Here is a 15455-nt window from a genome sequence, read left to right as displayed (position 1 = left end):
CGCGATGCTAGCAGAGCTGCCTGAGGGGTCAGTCGCCTTCCGGGCCACCCGTGCCGGTGGTCACCTTCATGCGCCGCCGCAGCAGCGGGCCGACGATGTAGGGCAGGATCAGCCCCAGGCCGGCGAACACCCACAGGCCGATGGCCAGCCCGCTGTCCCAGAGGATGGTCCAGTCGCCATCGGAGATGTCCATGGCGTGGCGCAGGTTCTTCTCCATCTCCGGCCCCAGCAGCAGGCCGAGGATGACCGGCACCAGCGGGATCTCGAGCTTGCGCAGCACGTAGCCCCCCACCCCGAAGGCCACCATGAAGTAGAGATCGAAGGTGGTGTTGCTGATCGAGTAGATCCCCACGAAGGCGATCATGGTGACGACCGGCAGCAGGTACATCGGCGGCACCGACAGCAGCCTGACGAAGATGCCGACCAGCGGGATGTTGAGCACCAGCAGCAGGAAGTTGCCGATCAGCAGTGCCGCGATCACCCCCCAGACGATGTCGGCGTTCTGGGTGAACATCAACGGTCCCGGCGTGATGTTCAGCGAGATCAGCAGCGCCAGCAGCACGGCGGTGGTGCCACTGCCCGGCACGCCCAGCGTCAGCATCGGCACCAGTGCGCCGGAGGAGGCGCCGTTGTTGCCCGCCTCGGGGCCGGCCACGCCGCGCGGGTCGCCCTTGCCGAAATAGCCCTTGGCGCCGACCACCTTCTTCTCGAGGGTGTAGCCGATGAAGCTGCCCAGCGACGCCCCCGCCCCGGGCAGGACCCCGGCGATGAAGCCCAGTACCCCGCCGCGCAGGCTCGAGGGCAGGATGGCGCGGATGTCGGCCCAGGAGAGCTTCAGCTTGTTGACCACCATCTTCTGCTTGCCGCCGCCGGCGCGCTCCTCGATGAAGAACAGCAGCTCCGAGATCGCGAAGAGCCCGACGATGGCGATGATGAAGTCCACCCCCTCGTAGAGCTCCAGCACGCCGAAGGTGAAGCGCTGCACGCCGGTATTGTCGATGCCCACGGTGGCGATCATCAGGCCGATGGCCGCGGCCACCACCGTCTTCATCGGGTTCTTGCCGGTGATGCCGCCCAGGGTGGCGAAGGCCAGCAGGAAGAGCGCAAAATACTCCGCGGGGCCGAAGGTCAGGGCGAAGTCGGCCAACAGCGGCGCCAGCAGGATCAGGCCGATGGTGGCGACCAGGCTGCCGATGAACGAGGCCACCGCGGAGATCGCCAGCGCCTCGGCCGCCTTGCCCTGCTGGGCCATGGGATAGCCGTCGAGGCAGGTCATCATGGCCGGCTCGTCACCGGGGATATTGAGCAGGATCGACGAGATGCGCCCGCCGTACATGGCGCCGGCATAGACCGCGGTGAGCATGATCAGCGCGGTCTCCGGGGCGAGCCCCAGGGTGAAGGCCAGCGGGATCAGGATCGCCACGCCGTTGGCCGGCCCCAGTCCCGGCAGCGCGCCGATCAGGGTGCCCAGGAAGGCACCCATCAGGGCGAACATCAGGTTGTGCGGCGCCAGGGCGACGCCGAAGCCGTCGATCAGATAGCCGAGGGTCTCCATCAGCTCACCTCCAGGAACGAGAGCAGGCCCAGCGGCAGCGCGAGGTCCAGGGCGAAGTTGAACACCAGATAGACCACCAGGCCGGAGATCGCCCCGACGAGGTAGGCGCGCGGCACGCGCGAGCCCATGCGCCAGCACAGCGTGCCGACGGCCAGGGCGGTGCTGAGAATGAAGCCGAGCGGCTGGAGCAGCATGGCGTAGAGCACCAGCACCACCACGGCGATGATCAGCTCGACGCCGGTGCGGCTCCAGGGCCAGGCGTTATCGGGGTCGGGCCGCACGATCAGGTAGAGACTGGAGAGCGCCAGCACGACGGCCAGCAGCAGCGGGAAGGTCTCGGGGCCGACGGCCTCGCTGCCGCCGAAGGGTTCGGGGAGTTGCGTGGCGCCCCAGCCGTACGCGACGGCCAGGACGATCATCAGCACTCCGAAGATGCGGTCGTTGAAGGTCATTACTGGATCAGCCCGATGTCCTGGGAGAGCTGCTCGATGTCATCGATCTGGTCGGTGACAAAGGTCTCGAACTCGCCGGCGCTCATGTGGAAGGGCATCAGGCCGTTATTGGTCATGACCTCCTGCCACTCCTGGCTTTCGTAGATGGTGTCCATGGCGTCCACCCAGTACTGCTTCGCCTCGTCGGGGATATCGGCGGGCATGTAGAAGCCGCGCCAGTTGGGGCCGATGGCATCGATGCCCTGCTCGCGGGCGGTGGGAATGTCACCGAACTCGCCGGGCAGACGCTCCTCGGAGAGCACGGCCAGCACGCGCAGGTCGCCGGACTCCATGAAGCCCTGGGCCTCGGAGATGTCGCCGGTGAAGGCATCGACGTGCCCGCCGACCACCTGAGTCATGGCCTCGCCACCGTTGTTGTAGGAGAGGTAGGCGATGCGCGGCAGGTTCTCGATGCCCGCCGCCTGGGCGGCGATCAGCACCTTGAGGTGATCCCAGCCGCCCTTGGCGCTGCCGCCGGCGAACTTGACGCTGCGCGGATCCTCCTCGAGGGCCGCCATCAGCGCCGGCAGGTCCTGGTACTCGGAATCATCGGCCACGGCGATCACGCCGTAGTCCGCGCCCAGCGCGCCGATCCAGTTGACCATGTCGGCGGTCATGCCCGGAAACTGCCCCTGGGCCAGGCGCGTGGTGGTCGCCGTGGAGGCCGCTACCAGCAGCTGGTCGTCGCCGGCGCGCTTGCTGACGGTGTGGGCGTAGGCCACCCCGCCGCCGGCACCGGCCATGTTGATGGTCTGGACGTTGCCGGGCACCAGCTCGAGGTCCTGCATGACCTTGCCGACGCTGCGGCAGGTGAAGTCCCAGCCGCCGCCCGGGTCGGCGGGGGCCAGACACTCCACCTTGCCCTCGGGCTCGAAGGCGAAGGCGGAGGCGGCGGTGGTGGCGAGCACGCTGATGGCCACCAGCTGGACGGGGCGCTTGAGGTTCATGGCGGGCGTTCCTCCCAAGATCAGGCTTGTGTGATTGTTGGCTTGCGGAACCTGTCGGCCTTCCTTACAATTCTGTAAGGCAGAACATCGTTCCTCAGGACAGAAAGGTAGGCCCGGGCTCTTGGAGCGTCAACGGCCGGCTGCCCGATTGCGACCAAAGTTCTAGCCGAGACCGTCAGCCCTGACCACGGCTCGACGCCGACGCGAGCAGCGTCATCGGCACCACTCATGTCGGTCACGCACGGCGCAGGACACACGCTGAACACAACGGAGGCTCGATCCACAGATGGCACAGGACCGCGTCGAGGCCGTGGAGCGCGCATTGACCGTGCTCGAGGCCTTCGACTCCGCGCAGGAGTACTTCACCCTCGCCGAGCTGGCCCAGGCCACCGGCTTCTACAAGAGCACGCTGCTGCGCCTGCTGGGCTCGCTTTCCCGCTTCGACTACGTGCAGCGCGACGACCACGGCCGCTGGCATCTCGGCCATGCCCCGGTGCGCCTGGCGCGCCGGCACCTTCCCGGCCGGCATCTGGCGAGGCGTATCCAGCCCCTGCTGGCCCGCCTGGCGGCCGAGTCCGGCGAGACCGCGACCCTGCTCGAGGTGGAGGACGGCATGGCGGAGTGTCGCCTGGTGACGCTGCCCGAGAGCGCCCTGCGCCATGACCTGCACCCGGGCGACCGCTGGGCGGTGACACAGGAACAGGATCCGCGCCCGTCGCTGCCCGGCGGGACCATGGTCTGCCAGGCGCTGCCCGGCGACGCCCTCGAACCGCCCCGGTGGCTGGCCCTCTCGGGCCCGGCCGGACGCCTGGACACCCGGCGCGCCAGGGCGGCGCTCGAGGCGGTCGTGGCGAGGCTGTCCGCCGAATCGGGAAATGGCTCAGGGGGTGCGGGACCATGACGCTGCTGCTGGTGGAGGACGACGCCCTGCTCGCCGAGACGCTGGCCGAGACCCTGCGCCTGGAAGGCCACGAGGTCTGCCACCTCGATGACGGCAGCGCGGCGCGTGAGCGCCTGGCGGAGCCCGGGCATGGCCTCGCGCTGGTGCTGCTCGACCTGAACCTGCCGGGCTGTGGCGGACTCGAGGTGCTCGAGGCCCTGCGGGCCCATGACCGTGCCACCCCGGTGTTGATCCTCACCGCCCGCGGCGCCGTGGAGGACCGGGTGCGGGGCCTCGACCTGGGCGCCGACGACTACCTGGCCAAGCCCTTCGCCCTCGACGAGCTCGAGGCGCGCGTGCGCGCCCTGCTCAGGCGCCGCAGCCCCGCGGCCGAGATGAGCGTGGGGCCCCTCACGCTCGACACCCGGCAGCAGCGCTTCACCCTCCAGGGCGAGCCGCTCACCCTGCCGCCCCGGGAACAACGCCTGCTCGCCTGCCTGATGCAGCATGCCGGCACGCCGGTGGACAAGGCCCGGCTCGCCGAGGAGGCGTTCCAGGGCGACGCCATGGGCGACAACGCCATCGAGGTCTATGTGCACCGTCTGCGCAAACGCCTGGCCGGAAGCCCCGTGGCCCTGCGCACGGTGCGCGGCCTGGGATACCTGCTGGAGGCCGAATGAAGCGCGGCGACAGTCTCGCTCGCCGCCTGTTGGCCTGGCTGCTGGTGCCGCTGCTGGTACTCGGCAGCCTGATGCTCCTGCAGGCCTGGTTCGAGGCGCGGCGCACCGCCGATCGCGCCTTCGACCGCCTGCTCGAGGCCGCCTCCCTGGCCATCGCCGAGCAGGTTCAGTGGCAGGACGACCGCCTCTGGCTCGACCTGCCGCCGGCGGCGCTGGAGATGCTGGCCACCGACGCCGAAGAGCGCGTGTTCTATAGCCTGGTCGACCGCCACGGCCGCATGATCACCGGTAACGCCGAACTGCCGGGGGATGCGCGTGAGGCGGTCTCGGACGACGACACCCTGCTCTACCGCGACATCGCCTGGCAGGGCCTGTCGCTGCGCCAGGGGGTGCGACGCACGCGCCTCGAGGAGTGGCAGCTGCGCGAGCCCTTCGAGGTGCGCGTCGCCCACAGTCGCGAGGGGCGTGACGCCCTGGCGGCCGAGCTGTGGCGGGCCAACCTGGCGATGATCCTGGCCATGGCGGCGCTGGCGATCGTCGCGCTGCTGCTGGCGATCCGCACCGCCCTGGCCCCGCTGACTCGCCTGCGCCGCGCGATCAGAAGCCGCGATCCTCGCACCCTCGCCCCGCTGGCGCTTCGCCTGCCGCGCGAACTCGCCGAACTGCGCGATACCGTCAACGACCTGCTCGCCCGGATGCGCCGGGTGCGCGCCAACCAGGAACGCTTCATCGGGGATGCCTCGCACCAGCTGCGCACGCCGCTGGCGGGGCTCTCGGCGCGCGCCGAGCTCGCCCTGCGCCAGGACGATCCGGCGCGCTGGCGGGAGGCCCTGGTCGCCATGCAGGCCACCAGCACCCGCACCGCGCGACTGGCGATGCAGCTGCTGTCGCTGACGCGGCTGGCCAACCCCGAATATTGCCCCGAGCTCACACCGCTCTCCCTCAACGCCATCGCCCGGGAGGCGGTACGCGAGCACTGGACGGCCTGCCACCGAGCGGGGATCGACCTCGGCGTGGCGGGCGCCGCGGCCGAGGTCGAGGTAGCGGGCATCGACTGGCAGCTCGCCGAGGCGCTCGGCAACCTGATCGACAATGCCCGTCGCTACGGGGCACGGCACGTCACGATCCGGGTCGGCGAGGCGCCGCCGAGCCTGGCCGTCGAGGACGACGGCCCGGGCATCCCCCCTGCCCGCCGGCTACTGATGCTGCGCCCCTTCCACCGCGATCGCGACGACGTGGAGGGCTCCGGGCTGGGGCTCGCCATCGTCGACGGCATCGCCCGCACGCACGGCGCCCGTCTCGAGATGTCCGAAGGGCCGGGCGGTGCCGGGCTTCGCGTGACGCTGGTCTTTCCCGGAGACACTCCATGAGCCCCCGACGCCCCACGATGCCCCCGCTCTCTCGCCTGGCCGGGTGCTGCCTGATCGCCTTGCTGCTGGCGCTCCCCTTCACGACCCACGCCGCCCAGAGTCTGCGCTACCCCGCCACGCCGGAGGGCGACGCCGCCTCACCGCTGGTGATTCATGGCGCCCTGGACCTGCCCCAGGTGCGGCCGCTGCTGGACGCCTTCCACCGCGACCACCCCGATGTCGCCCTGCACTACCGCAACCTCTCCACCCTGGCTCTGCACGAGCGCTTCCTCCGCTCGCCCGCGGAAGCCGACGTGCTGATCTCCTCGGCCATGCCCTGGCAGTACCGCCTGGCCAACGATGGCCAGGCCCAGCCGCTCGACACGCCTGCGGCCAGGCGCTGGCCGGCCTGGGCGCGCTGGCGCAGCGAACTCTTCGCCATCACCTTCGAGCCCATCGTGATGGTGGTCAACGAGGCGATCATCGCGCGCTTCGGCGAGGTTCGCAGCCACGCCGACCTGCTGACGTTGCTGGAACGTGAGGGCGAGTCGCTGCGCGGCCGCGTGGTGACCTATGACCCGGCCATCAGCGGCGCGGGCTATACCTATGCCATCGAGGAGTCACGGCTCTCGCCGCGTTACTGGGAGCTGGTGGCGGCGCTGGGCGAGGCCGAGGCCGCCCTGGCGGAGACCACCGGGGAGATGCTGGAGGGACTGATCGAGGGCCGCTATCTGGTGGGCTACAACCTGCTGGGCAGCTACGCCCGGGAGCGCCTCGCCGACCAGCCACGGCTCAAGATCGTGGTGCCCGAGGACTACACCCTGGTCACCCAGCGCCTGGCCCTGGTGCCGCGCCTGGCGCCCCACCCCGAGATGGCCCGGCGCTTTCTCGACTACCTGATCGGCGAGAGGGGACAGGAAGTGCTGGCGCGAGCCACGCCGCTGGGTGCCATTCACCCCTCGCTCGAGGGGCCGGGCACGGCGGCCGCGCTGCGACGGCAGCGCGGCGAGGCGCTGCGCCCCATCCGCCTGGGCCCCGGCCTGCTGGCGACCCTGGACGATCTCAAGCGAGAGGCGCTATTGACGCGCTGGCGACGCGAGTTCACGCGCCGGGAGCGCCGCTGATCGGTCATTGCCGACCGGCTCAACGGACGTAGGAGATCTCGACCGGCACGGTGCCGCGCTTGAGCATGCCGAGCGCCTTGGCGGCCCGCTTGGAGAGGTCGATGATGCGCCCCTTGGCATAGGGGCCTCGATCGTTGATCAGCACCTCGACCTCGCGCCCGTTGTCCTCCCGGGTCACCGTGACCCGGGTGCCGAACGGCAGGGTGGGATGGGCGGCGGTGAGGGCCTGCTGGTCGAAGGGCTCGCCGCTGGCCGTGGTGCGGCCCTGGAAACGGTCGCTGTAGTAGGACGCCACGCCCTGCTGGGTCTTGGCCTCGGCCTCGTGGGCCTGACCGGTGCCGGCACAGCCGGTCATCAGCCACCCCGCCAGGCAGATGGTCAGAATCGGTCGGGAGCGAATTCCCATGCGGTCACCTCATGACATACCGGATGGCGCCGACCATCGCATCCAGCGATCAGGCGCCCTGGTCGAGGGGCGGCGAAGGGTGCTTGCCCTGCAGCCAACCCGAGCTGTTGGCCCGTGCCTGGTCGAACCAGGCCAGCCGATCGTGCAGTGTCACGACACCGCCGACGACGATCAGCGTCGGCGGTCGGATAGTAACCACTTCGCCCGTCGGCGGCAACTTCTCGAGGGTACCGACGTGTACCCGCTGGCGTGCCGTGGTGCCCTGCTCGATCAGCGCCACGGGCGTCTCGGGTGCCAGGCCGTGGCGGCAGAGCTGCTCGCCGATCAGCGACAGGCTGCCCAGCCCCATGTAGAACACCAGGGTCTGGCCGGGCGCCGCCAGCGTCGGCCAGTCCAGGTCGCTGCTGCCGTTGCGCAGGTGACCGGTGACGAAGCGCACCGACTGCGCATGCTCGCGATGCGTGAGCGGGATGCCGGCATAGGCCGCACAGCCCGATGCCGCGGTGATGCCGGGCACCACCTCCACCATGATCCCCGCGTCGACCAGCGTCTCGAGCTCCTCGCCGCCACGGCCGAAGATGAAGGGATCGCCGCCCTTGAGGCGAACGACCCGCTTGCCGGCCAGGGCCCAGTCGACCAGGGCCTGATTGATGCCGTCCTGGGGAACGCTGTGCCGCGAGCGCTCCTTGCCCACATAGAGGCGCTGGGCCTCGGGGCTCGCCAGCGCCAGGATCTCGTCGCTGACCAGTCGGTCATGCAGGATCACTTCGGCGGCCTTCAGGCGTCGCCACGCCTTGAGGGTGAGCAGCTCCGGGTCGCCCGGGCCGGCCCCGACCAGGCTGACACAGCCTGGCGGGAAGGCCGAGCCCGCCGGCAGCCCCAGCGGCGCCTCGTCTCGCCCTGCCGCGTGCACGGAACCGGTTCTCATATTCCAATAACCTCAGTAATGAATGGCGATTTATTCATTATGGTAATTAACAGTCGCCACGGATACCACGACTCCCTCGGCACAAGGCTATAACCGCTGGTTTCATCATCGTGGGACCGGAACCGGGGCCGGCACCGGCGGCGGTGGCCCCGCCTGAAACCAGATCGCCCCCGCGGGGCGGGGGGGATCGGAACCGGCACGACGACGCACTCAGGAGCAGAGCGTACGCCGCAGGCGGGGGCTTGCGAGCTCACCGAACAGGGTCGCGGCCGCGAGGATCGCCAGCAGCCAGGGCCAGTGCAGCCCGAACTCCACGCGGGTGATGCCCAGCGCATCGACGAAGATCATCAGGATCCCCAGCGGGCTGACGTAGCGCACCATGAACAGCCAGAGCGCATGGCAGGCCGGCGACAGGCCGAGCTCTTCCCGGAAGGTCTCGCTTTTCAGCACGAACCCGGCCAGCATCACCATGCCCAGCCCACCCAACGGCATCATCCAGCGCGAGGTCAGGTAGTCGAGCCAGTCGAAGAAGTGCTTGCCGGCCAGGGTCCAGTCGGCGCCGACGTTGAAGGAGAGCATCGCCAGGGTGCTGATCAGCCACAGCACGAGGCCGGTACCCCAGGAGGCGGTACGACGCGAGATGCCCTTGTTGTCGGTGAGCCAGGAGACCGTGGCCTCGACCATGGAGATCGACGAGGTCAGCGCCGCCATGGAGAGCATCACGAAGAACAGGACGCCGAACAGGGTGCCCATGGGGATCGCCTGGAAGGCCAACGGCAGGCTCATGAAGATCAGACCGGGGCCGCTGCTTGGGCTCATGCCGTTGGCGAAGATCACCGGGAAGATCGCCAGCCCCGCCATCAGCGCCACCACCGTGTCGGCCAGCGCCACGGAGAGCGTGGTCCGCGCGATCGAGGTGGTCGCGGGCAGATAGCTGCCGTAGGTGAGGATGGCCCCGGAGGCCAGCGACAGGGTGAAGAAGGCGTGGCCCAGTGCGGCCAGCATGCCCTCGCTGGAGAGGCGGCCGGCATCGAAGGAGAACAGGAACTCGACCGCCGCCGGGAAGCCGCCGGAGAACACGCCATAGCCGATCAGCAGCAGCAGCATCAGCACCATGCCGGGCATCATCCAGCTGACGCTTCTCTCGATGCCGGCCTGCACGCCCTTGCCGACGATCACCATGGTCGCCACCGTGACCAGGGTGCTCCAGAACCCGAGGTTCAGGGGACTGGCGTTGTTGGCCGCGAAGATCGCCGCCATCTCATCGACGCTCGAGCCCGCAAGGCCGCCGCTCAGCATCTTCCAGAGATAGGCGAAGGACCAGCCCGCCACCACCACGTAGAACGACAGGATCAGAAAGCCGCACAGCATGGCCATCCAGCCGAGCAGCGACCAGGCCGAGCCGCGGCCCGACTCGGCGACGACGCGCCGCAGGGCATCGACGGGGCTGCCACGGCCACGTCGCCCCAGGGCGATCTCGGTCATCATCACCGGCACCCCCACGGCGAGGATGCAGGCCAGGTAGACCAGCACGAAGGCGCCACCGCCGAACTCGCCGGTGATGTAGGGAAACTTCCAGATGTTGCCCAGGCCCACGGCGGAACCGGTCGCCGCCAGGATGAAGCCCCAGCGGCCGAGCCACTGGGTTCGAGGTTGTGCGTTCGTTGTCATATCACACCAGGATCACCGGAGTTCTTTCCGACACCGCGAGGCATCGCCACCAGCCGGCTATTGTGACGGATTTTATCGTCATTGGGCAGACGCACGACCGATTGTGCTGCCAGAGACCGTCAGCGCCTGAGGAAAATACGCTGGCGACGGCACCCCCTCATGAGGACGGCGCGAACGCTCACGGCCACGAGTCCCGACTCACGGCCTATCCCACGATTCAAGCCGGCTGGTCTATGCTGGTGATCAAAGTGGCATTGGCGCGGCGCGGCCGCGTTCGTCAACCTGTCAGCCAGCACGCGCCCAGGAGGACACCATGACCAGTGACACCCCTATCGGCCCGATCGCCCTGCCCGATACCCGATCCAGGCGCATCGTCGAAAACCTGCTGGAAGGATCGGGCGTCACGCTCAACGGTGATGCTCCCCAGGATATCCGCGTGCTGCATCCCGACGTCTTCTCGCGCATCCTGCACCAGGGCACCCTGGGCCTCGGCGAGACCTACATGGAGGGCTGGTGGGAGTGCGAGCGCATCGATCAGATGGCCCATCGTCTGCTGCTGCACGGCCTGGGACAGCACGCCCGCACGCCGTCGGAAAAACTCATGTACCGACTGCAGTCGGGCTTTCGCAACCTGCAGAGCCGGACCCGGGCCTACATGGTCGGCGAGGTGCACTACGACCTGGGTAACGACCTCTTCGAGCGCATGCTCGATGAGACCATGTGCTACTCCTGCGGCTACTGGAAGGAGGCCGATGATCTCGCCTCCGCTCAGAAGGCCAAGCTCGAACTTGCCTGTCAGAAACTCGATCTGAAACCGGGCATGAGGGTCCTCGATATCGGCTGCGGTTGGGGCAGCTTCGCCGAGCATGCGGCCCGTCATCACGGCGTGTCGGTCACCGGTATCACCATCTCCCGCGAGCAGGCGGCCCTCGCCCGAGAGCGCTGCGCCGAGCTGCCGGTGGAGATCCTGCTGCAGGACTATCGCGACCTCGATGGCCTGTATGACCGTGTCGTCTCCATCGGCATGTTCGAGCACGTGGGGCACCGCAATTACGGGACCTATTTCGAGACCATCCGGCGCCTGATGCCCTCGGACGGCCTCTTCCTCCTGCATACCATCGGCGCCAACCGCTCAGAGATATCGGCGGATCCCTGGATCCATCGCTACATCTTCCCCAACGGCACCCTGCCCTCGGCCATGCATATCGCGCGAGCCAGCGAGAATCATCTGCTGATGGAGGATTGGCAGAACTTCGGCCCGGACTACGACCGGACGCTGATGGCCTGGCTCGCCAATGTCGACGCTCACTGGCACGAGATCGCCCCGCGCTACAACGAGCGCACACGCCGGATGTTTCGCTATTACCTGTCGGTCTGTGCCGGCGCCTTTCGCTCTCGCCATCTCCAGCTCTGGCAGGTGGTGTTCTCGCGCGGACAGGAACGCCGCTACGACGCGCCGCGCTGATGCCCGGTCGTGACGTCACGGCTTGACCCGCCGACGCAGCCCATTACCTAAGCCTTATTGTCGGCGATCGCCTACACCTCAAGGTGGATAGGCAGTACCCTGGCGAGGCGGCATAATGCCGCCGATCGAAAAGCGACGCGCCACGCCACGAGCGCGCGACCGACCCAGCCTCTCGCTGGGCAGGACGATAACGACACTCGCTGTGCGCAGCAGGGATACAAGGACACCCGCATGCCCTCCAACGATGTCCTGCCGGAGAGAGAGAGTTCACATGCCCCGTGGCTCCTCGAGCTGACCGAGCAGCTGCCCGGCGTGATCTTCCAGCTGCATCGTGCCCCGGATGGCCACCTGCACTTTCCCTACCTGGCCGGCAGCGGCACCGGGCTCGACGGCCTCGATCGGCGCGACCTGGAACAGAATGCCCTCCCCGCCCTGGAACGCCTGGCCGAACCGGACTACCCGCGGCTGATGGCCCTCATCGAACGCTCGGCGCGCTCGGGGTCTCCCATCGCCACCACCTTTCGGCTGCGTCTGAACGGGGAGCGCATGAACTGGATCGCCGTGCGGGCCCAGCCTCGCGAGGTCGAGAGCGGCACGCTCTGGGTCGGCCTGATGATCGATATCAGCGAGCAGATGCTGGAAGAGGACCGCCTGCGCCGGCTCTCGGACACCGACGATCTCACCGGCCTGGCCAATCGACGCAAGCTGATGACGCGTCTCGACGAGGAACTCTCGCTGAGTAACCGTCACGGCCTGCCGCTGTCGCTGATGATGCTCGACATCGATCATTTCAAGTCGATCAACGATACCTGGGGGCACCTGCAGGGCGATCAGGTGCTACGCGAGCTCGCGAGCCTCTGCCAGGGCATCCTGCGCGAGGAGGACCTGATGGCCCGACTCGGCGGCGAAGAGTTCGCCGTGCTGCTGCCCCTGACCCCCGAGTCGCACTGCCGGCAGCTGGCGGAGCGGCTCCGCCGGCGCATCGCCGAGAATGATTTCGGCGTCGGAAGCGGCCAGGTTACCGTCAGCATCGGCATCGCCGAACACCGCGTCGGCGACTCCCGCGAGATCCTCTTGCAGCGCGTCGACGATAACCTCTATGCCGCCAAGCACGGCGGGCGCAACCGGATCATGGCCGGCGCCTGACCCGTGCATCTCAGGAGGGCTCGCCGGTCAGGTGATCGAAAAACCATCGGGCGGCGTGGGCCTCGACCCTTTCCAGGGTACCGGGCTCCTCGAAGAGGTGGCTGGCACCGGGCACGATCAGCAATTGGCGAGGACAGCAGAGCCGCGCCATGGCCTGCTCGTTGAGCCGGATGACCTGGGGGTCATGCCCGCCGACCAGCAGCAGGGTCGGCGCCTTGACCCGCGCCAGGGCCTCCCCGGCGAGGTCGGGACGTCCGCCGCGCGACACCACTGCCCTCACTCGCGCCGGCTGGTCGGCCGCCGCGATGAGCGCCGCCGCAGCCCCGGTGCTGGCGCCGAACAGGCCGATGCCGAGCCCCCGCGACGCCGTCGCCTCGGCGACCCACGCCACCGCGCCGCTCATGCGCGCCCCGATCAGCGCGATATCGAAGCGCAGCGCCCGGGTCCGCTCGTCGATCAGGCTCTCCTCCGGCGTCAGCAGATCGAACAGCAGGGTCGCCAATCCCTGCTCGGCCAGGTGGCGTGCCACCCGGCGATTGCGGACGCTGAAGCGGCTGCTGCCGCTGCCGTGGGCGAACACCACGATGCCGGCCGGCGCCTCGGGCATCAACAGGTTCCCCTCCAGGGCGACACCCGACGTCTGGATCTCGAGATCGTGCTCGGTCATGGACAGGCTTCCTCCCGACCCCGCAGGCCGCGACGGTCATACCCGAAGTATAGTGACTGGGTCGACCGGCAGACACAGCGGCGGACGCGAGCCGCCCGAGGCCGGTATACTGGATGGATCCCCAGTGACCCCCCAACGACTCGGCAGGGAGAGCCCCATGATCCAGCAGACGCTCGAACAGGTCTTCGGCTACGACGACTTCCGCCCCGGGCAGCGGCCGGTGATCGAGGCGATCGTGGCCGGCCGCTCGGCGGCGGCCATCTTCCCCACCGGCTCCGGCAAGTCGCTCTGCTATCAGCTGCCCGCCCTGCACCTTCCGCACCTGACGCTGGTGATCTCGCCCCTGCTGGCGCTGATGCAGGATCAGCTGGCCTTCCTGGCGCGCCACGGCATCGCCGCCGCCAGTCTCGATTCCGGCCAGAGCCGCGAGGAGGCGGCGGCGGTGATGGAGGGCGTCAAGCGCGGCGACATTCGCATCCTGATGGTCTCGGTCGAGCGCCTCAAGAACGAGCGCTTCCGGGCCTTCATCCGCCGCGTACCGATCTCGCTGATGGTGGTGGACGAGGCCCACTGCATCTCCGAATGGGGGCATAACTTCCGGCCGGACTACCTCAAGCTGCCCGCCTATCGCCGGGAGTTCGGCATTGCCCAGGTGCTGCTGCTGACCGCCACGGCCACACCAAGGGTCATCGACGACATGCGCAGCCGCTTCGACATCGCGCCGCAGGACGTCACCGGCACCGGCTTCTATCGCGCCAACCTCGACCTCGCGGTCTCCCCGGTGCCCGCCGATCAGCGCCCGCGCCGGCTGGTGGAGTGGCTGCGACCGAAATTCGCGCCGGACCCGCCCGAGCCGACCATCGTCTACGTCACCCTGCAGCAGACCGCCGAGCGCCTGGCCGCCTACCTCCAGAAGGCCGGCCTACCCGCCACGGCCTACCACGCGGGGCTCGACGCCGAGCGGCGCGACGCTATCCAGCGGGACTTCATGGCGGGACAGACGCCCTGCATCGTCGCCACCATCGCCTTCGGAATGGGCATCGACAAGGCCGATATCCGCAACGTGGTGCACTTCGACCTGCCGAAGTCCATCGAGAACTACAGCCAGGAGATCGGCAGGGCCGGCCGGGATGGGCTGCCCTCGAACTGCCTGATGCTGGCCGGGCGCGACCACCTCGAGGTGCTGGAGAACTTCGTCTATGGCGACACGCCGGAGCATCACGGCATCCGTCGCGTGATCGACGCGCTACAGGCAGCCGGTGACGAGTGGGAGCTGATGCTCAACGCCCTGTCGCGACACAGCAATATCCGCCCCCTGCCCCTCAAGACCCTGCTGGTGCAGCTCGAGCTGCGCGGCATCATCGCCCCGCGCTACAGCTACTTCGCCGACTATCGTTTTCGATTGGCGGAGGAGCCGGAGACGCTGGTGGCCCGCTTCGAGGGCGAGCGTCGCGCCTTCGTCCAGGGGATTCTCGACGCCGCGTCCCGGGCCCGCACCTGGTACACCCTGGACTTCGCCGCCCTGGAGGCACTGGGCGCCGAACGCGGGCTCGATACCCGGCGCGGGCGCGTCATCACCGCCCTGGAATACTTCGTCGAGAAGGGCTGGATGACCCTGGAGAGCAAGCAGATGACCGAGGTCTACGAGGTGCTCGCCCGGCAGGCCGACCCGGCGGCGCTCACCGACGACCTGAGCCGCTATTTCCGCGACAAGGAAGACGCGGAGATCGCGCGTCTCGAGGCCATGCTGGCGCTCTTCGAGAGCGACGGCTGCCTCAGCCGGCGCCTGGCCGACTGGTTCGGCGATGCCCGGGCACCCGAGCGCTGCGGCCACTGCTCGGCCTGCCGGGGCCAGGTGGCGCGCCTGCCCGCCGCCGCGAAGGCGGCACCGCCGGCACCCCAGGACCTCGAGGCGCTGTGCGCCCCCTTCCTCGAGCGCCTCGGCCAGGCCGGAGAGAGCCATCCCGCCACGCCGGATCTGCTGACGCGCTTTCTCTGCGGGATCACCACCCCGCTCTTCACGCCGCTGAAGGCGCGCCAGCTGCCAGGCTTCGCCGCCCTCGAGGGGGTCGCCTACGGCGAGGTGCGCGAGCGGGTCGCCGAACGCCTGCCCCGGATGGCCTCGGTGCCGCCCTCCTCCTGATCC

At 68.9% G+C, this 15455-nt stretch carries 14 protein-coding genes; 7 read left to right on the top strand and 7 right to left on the bottom strand.

The annotated features are described in order from the left end of the window. Positions 1-28: 28 nt before the first annotated feature. From ACGTNG_RS05810 to ACGTNG_RS05800, 3 genes are read right to left on the bottom strand one after another with little or no spacing between them, the layout of a single operon-like run. Positions 29-1555 (bottom strand): tripartite tricarboxylate transporter permease, encoded by a 1527-nt coding sequence (locus tag ACGTNG_RS05810; protein WP_394576055.1) that lies wholly within the window; start codon positions 1553-1555, stop codon positions 29-31. Then, positions 1555-2007 (bottom strand): tripartite tricarboxylate transporter TctB family protein, encoded by a 453-nt coding sequence (locus tag ACGTNG_RS05805; protein WP_394576053.1) that lies wholly within the window; start codon positions 2005-2007, stop codon positions 1555-1557. Before ACGTNG_RS05805 ends, ACGTNG_RS05810 begins: the two co-directional genes overlap by 1 nt. Next, positions 2007-2993 (bottom strand): Bug family tripartite tricarboxylate transporter substrate binding protein, encoded by a 987-nt coding sequence (locus tag ACGTNG_RS05800; RefSeq protein WP_394576051.1) that lies wholly within the window; start codon positions 2991-2993, stop codon positions 2007-2009. Before ACGTNG_RS05800 ends, ACGTNG_RS05805 begins: the two co-directional genes overlap by 1 nt. Before the next feature lie 286 nt (positions 2994-3279). Between ACGTNG_RS05800 and ACGTNG_RS05795 the strand changes: the two genes are divergently transcribed. Genes ACGTNG_RS05795 through ACGTNG_RS05780 form a run of 4 tightly spaced genes read left to right on the top strand, consistent with a single transcriptional unit; the run spans position 3280 to position 7026 of the window. Further along, positions 3280-3894: a helix-turn-helix domain-containing protein gene (locus ACGTNG_RS05795; RefSeq protein WP_394576049.1), complete on the top strand. Its 615-nt coding sequence runs from the start codon at positions 3280-3282 to the stop codon at positions 3892-3894. Then, positions 3891-4553, top strand: a complete 663-nt coding sequence (locus ACGTNG_RS05790) for a response regulator transcription factor (protein ID WP_394576046.1) — start codon at positions 3891-3893, stop codon at positions 4551-4553. Before ACGTNG_RS05795 ends, ACGTNG_RS05790 begins: the two co-directional genes overlap by 4 nt. Beyond that, positions 4550-5923 carry a sensor histidine kinase gene (locus tag ACGTNG_RS05785; protein ID WP_394576044.1) on the top strand — a complete coding sequence of 458 codons (1374 nt, stop codon included), beginning with the start codon at positions 4550-4552 and terminating at the stop codon, positions 5921-5923. The genes ACGTNG_RS05790 and ACGTNG_RS05785 overlap by 4 nt, the downstream gene beginning before the upstream one ends. Next, positions 5920-7026: an ABC transporter substrate-binding protein gene (locus ACGTNG_RS05780; protein ID WP_394576042.1), complete on the top strand. Its 1107-nt coding sequence runs from the start codon at positions 5920-5922 to the stop codon at positions 7024-7026. The genes ACGTNG_RS05785 and ACGTNG_RS05780 overlap by 4 nt, the downstream gene beginning before the upstream one ends. A gap of 19 nt (positions 7027-7045) precedes the next feature. Here ACGTNG_RS05780 and ACGTNG_RS05775 read toward each other — a convergent pair whose 3' ends face one another. The 3 genes from ACGTNG_RS05775 to ACGTNG_RS05765 all read right to left on the bottom strand — a co-directional run bounded on the left by ACGTNG_RS05775 (position 7046) and on the right by ACGTNG_RS05765 (position 10031). Then, positions 7046-7432: a septal ring lytic transglycosylase RlpA family protein gene (locus ACGTNG_RS05775; RefSeq protein WP_394576040.1), complete on the bottom strand. Its 387-nt coding sequence runs from the start codon at positions 7430-7432 to the stop codon at positions 7046-7048. 49 nt (positions 7433-7481) lie between these two features. Further along, positions 7482-8360, bottom strand: coding sequence for a uroporphyrinogen-III C-methyltransferase (gene cobA, locus ACGTNG_RS05770; RefSeq protein ID WP_394576038.1), 879 nt, complete (start codon positions 8358-8360; stop codon positions 7482-7484). A 210-nt stretch (positions 8361-8570) separates the two neighbouring features. Next, positions 8571-10031 carry a sodium-dependent transporter gene (locus ACGTNG_RS05765; RefSeq protein ID WP_394576036.1) on the bottom strand — a complete coding sequence of 487 codons (1461 nt, stop codon included), beginning with the start codon at positions 10029-10031 and terminating at the stop codon, positions 8571-8573. A gap of 313 nt (positions 10032-10344) precedes the next feature. Between ACGTNG_RS05765 and cfa the strand changes: the two genes are divergently transcribed. Further along, a complete protein-coding gene (gene cfa / locus ACGTNG_RS05760; protein ID WP_394576034.1) occupies positions 10345-11496 on the top strand; it encodes a cyclopropane fatty acyl phospholipid synthase in 1152 nt (383 codons plus the stop codon). A 231-nt stretch (positions 11497-11727) separates the two neighbouring features. Then, positions 11728-12642, top strand: a complete 915-nt coding sequence (locus ACGTNG_RS05755) for a GGDEF domain-containing protein (protein WP_394576032.1) — start codon at positions 11728-11730, stop codon at positions 12640-12642. A 10-nt stretch (positions 12643-12652) separates the two neighbouring features. Here ACGTNG_RS05755 and ACGTNG_RS05750 read toward each other — a convergent pair whose 3' ends face one another. Further along, on the bottom strand, positions 12653-13309 hold the full coding sequence (locus ACGTNG_RS05750; protein WP_394576030.1) for a dienelactone hydrolase family protein: 657 nt from the start codon (positions 13307-13309) through the stop codon (positions 12653-12655). Positions 13310-13466: 157 nt separating this feature from the next. On the opposite strand from ACGTNG_RS05750, the gene ACGTNG_RS05745 reads away from it, so the two are divergent. Further along, positions 13467-15452, top strand: coding sequence for a RecQ family ATP-dependent DNA helicase (locus ACGTNG_RS05745; protein WP_394576028.1), 1986 nt, complete (start codon positions 13467-13469; stop codon positions 15450-15452). Positions 15453-15455: the final 3 nt, after the last annotated feature.

Origin of the sequence: Halomonas sp. B23F22_3, from assembly GCF_043496965.1 — a bacterium.
Taxonomy (GTDB): Bacteria; Pseudomonadota; Gammaproteobacteria; order Pseudomonadales; family Halomonadaceae; genus Halomonas.
Note: the sequence above shows the minus strand (reverse complement) of the source record. Positions and strands in the feature narration are given on the sequence as shown.

Excerpts from the sequence above, each read along its gene's own strand:
- ACGTNG_RS05810 (WP_394576055.1), bottom strand. The coding sequence starts at position 1,555 with ATGGAGACCCTCGGCTATCTGATCGACGGCTTCGGCGTCGCCCTGGCG.
- ACGTNG_RS05805 (WP_394576053.1), bottom strand. The coding sequence starts at position 2,007 with ATGACCTTCAACGACCGCATCTTCGGAGTGCTGATGATCGTCCTGGCC.
- ACGTNG_RS05800 (WP_394576051.1), bottom strand. The coding sequence starts at position 2,993 with ATGAACCTCAAGCGCCCCGTCCAGCTGGTGGCCATCAGCGTGCTCGCC.
- ACGTNG_RS05795 (WP_394576049.1), top strand. The coding sequence starts at position 3,280 with ATGGCACAGGACCGCGTCGAGGCCGTGGAGCGCGCATTGACCGTGCTC.
- ACGTNG_RS05790 (WP_394576046.1), top strand. The coding sequence starts at position 3,891 with ATGACGCTGCTGCTGGTGGAGGACGACGCCCTGCTCGCCGAGACGCTG.
- ACGTNG_RS05785 (WP_394576044.1), top strand. The coding sequence starts at position 4,550 with ATGAAGCGCGGCGACAGTCTCGCTCGCCGCCTGTTGGCCTGGCTGCTG.
- ACGTNG_RS05780 (WP_394576042.1), top strand. The coding sequence starts at position 5,920 with ATGAGCCCCCGACGCCCCACGATGCCCCCGCTCTCTCGCCTGGCCGGG.
- ACGTNG_RS05775 (WP_394576040.1), bottom strand. The coding sequence starts at position 7,432 with ATGGGAATTCGCTCCCGACCGATTCTGACCATCTGCCTGGCGGGGTGG.
- cobA (WP_394576038.1), bottom strand. The coding sequence starts at position 8,360 with ATGAGAACCGGTTCCGTGCACGCGGCAGGGCGAGACGAGGCGCCGCTG.
- ACGTNG_RS05765 (WP_394576036.1), bottom strand. The coding sequence starts at position 10,031 with ATGACAACGAACGCACAACCTCGAACCCAGTGGCTCGGCCGCTGGGGC.
- cfa (WP_394576034.1), top strand. The coding sequence starts at position 10,345 with ATGACCAGTGACACCCCTATCGGCCCGATCGCCCTGCCCGATACCCGA.
- ACGTNG_RS05755 (WP_394576032.1), top strand. The coding sequence starts at position 11,728 with ATGCCCTCCAACGATGTCCTGCCGGAGAGAGAGAGTTCACATGCCCCG.
- ACGTNG_RS05750 (WP_394576030.1), bottom strand. The coding sequence starts at position 13,309 with ATGACCGAGCACGATCTCGAGATCCAGACGTCGGGTGTCGCCCTGGAG.
- ACGTNG_RS05745 (WP_394576028.1), top strand. The coding sequence starts at position 13,467 with ATGATCCAGCAGACGCTCGAACAGGTCTTCGGCTACGACGACTTCCGC.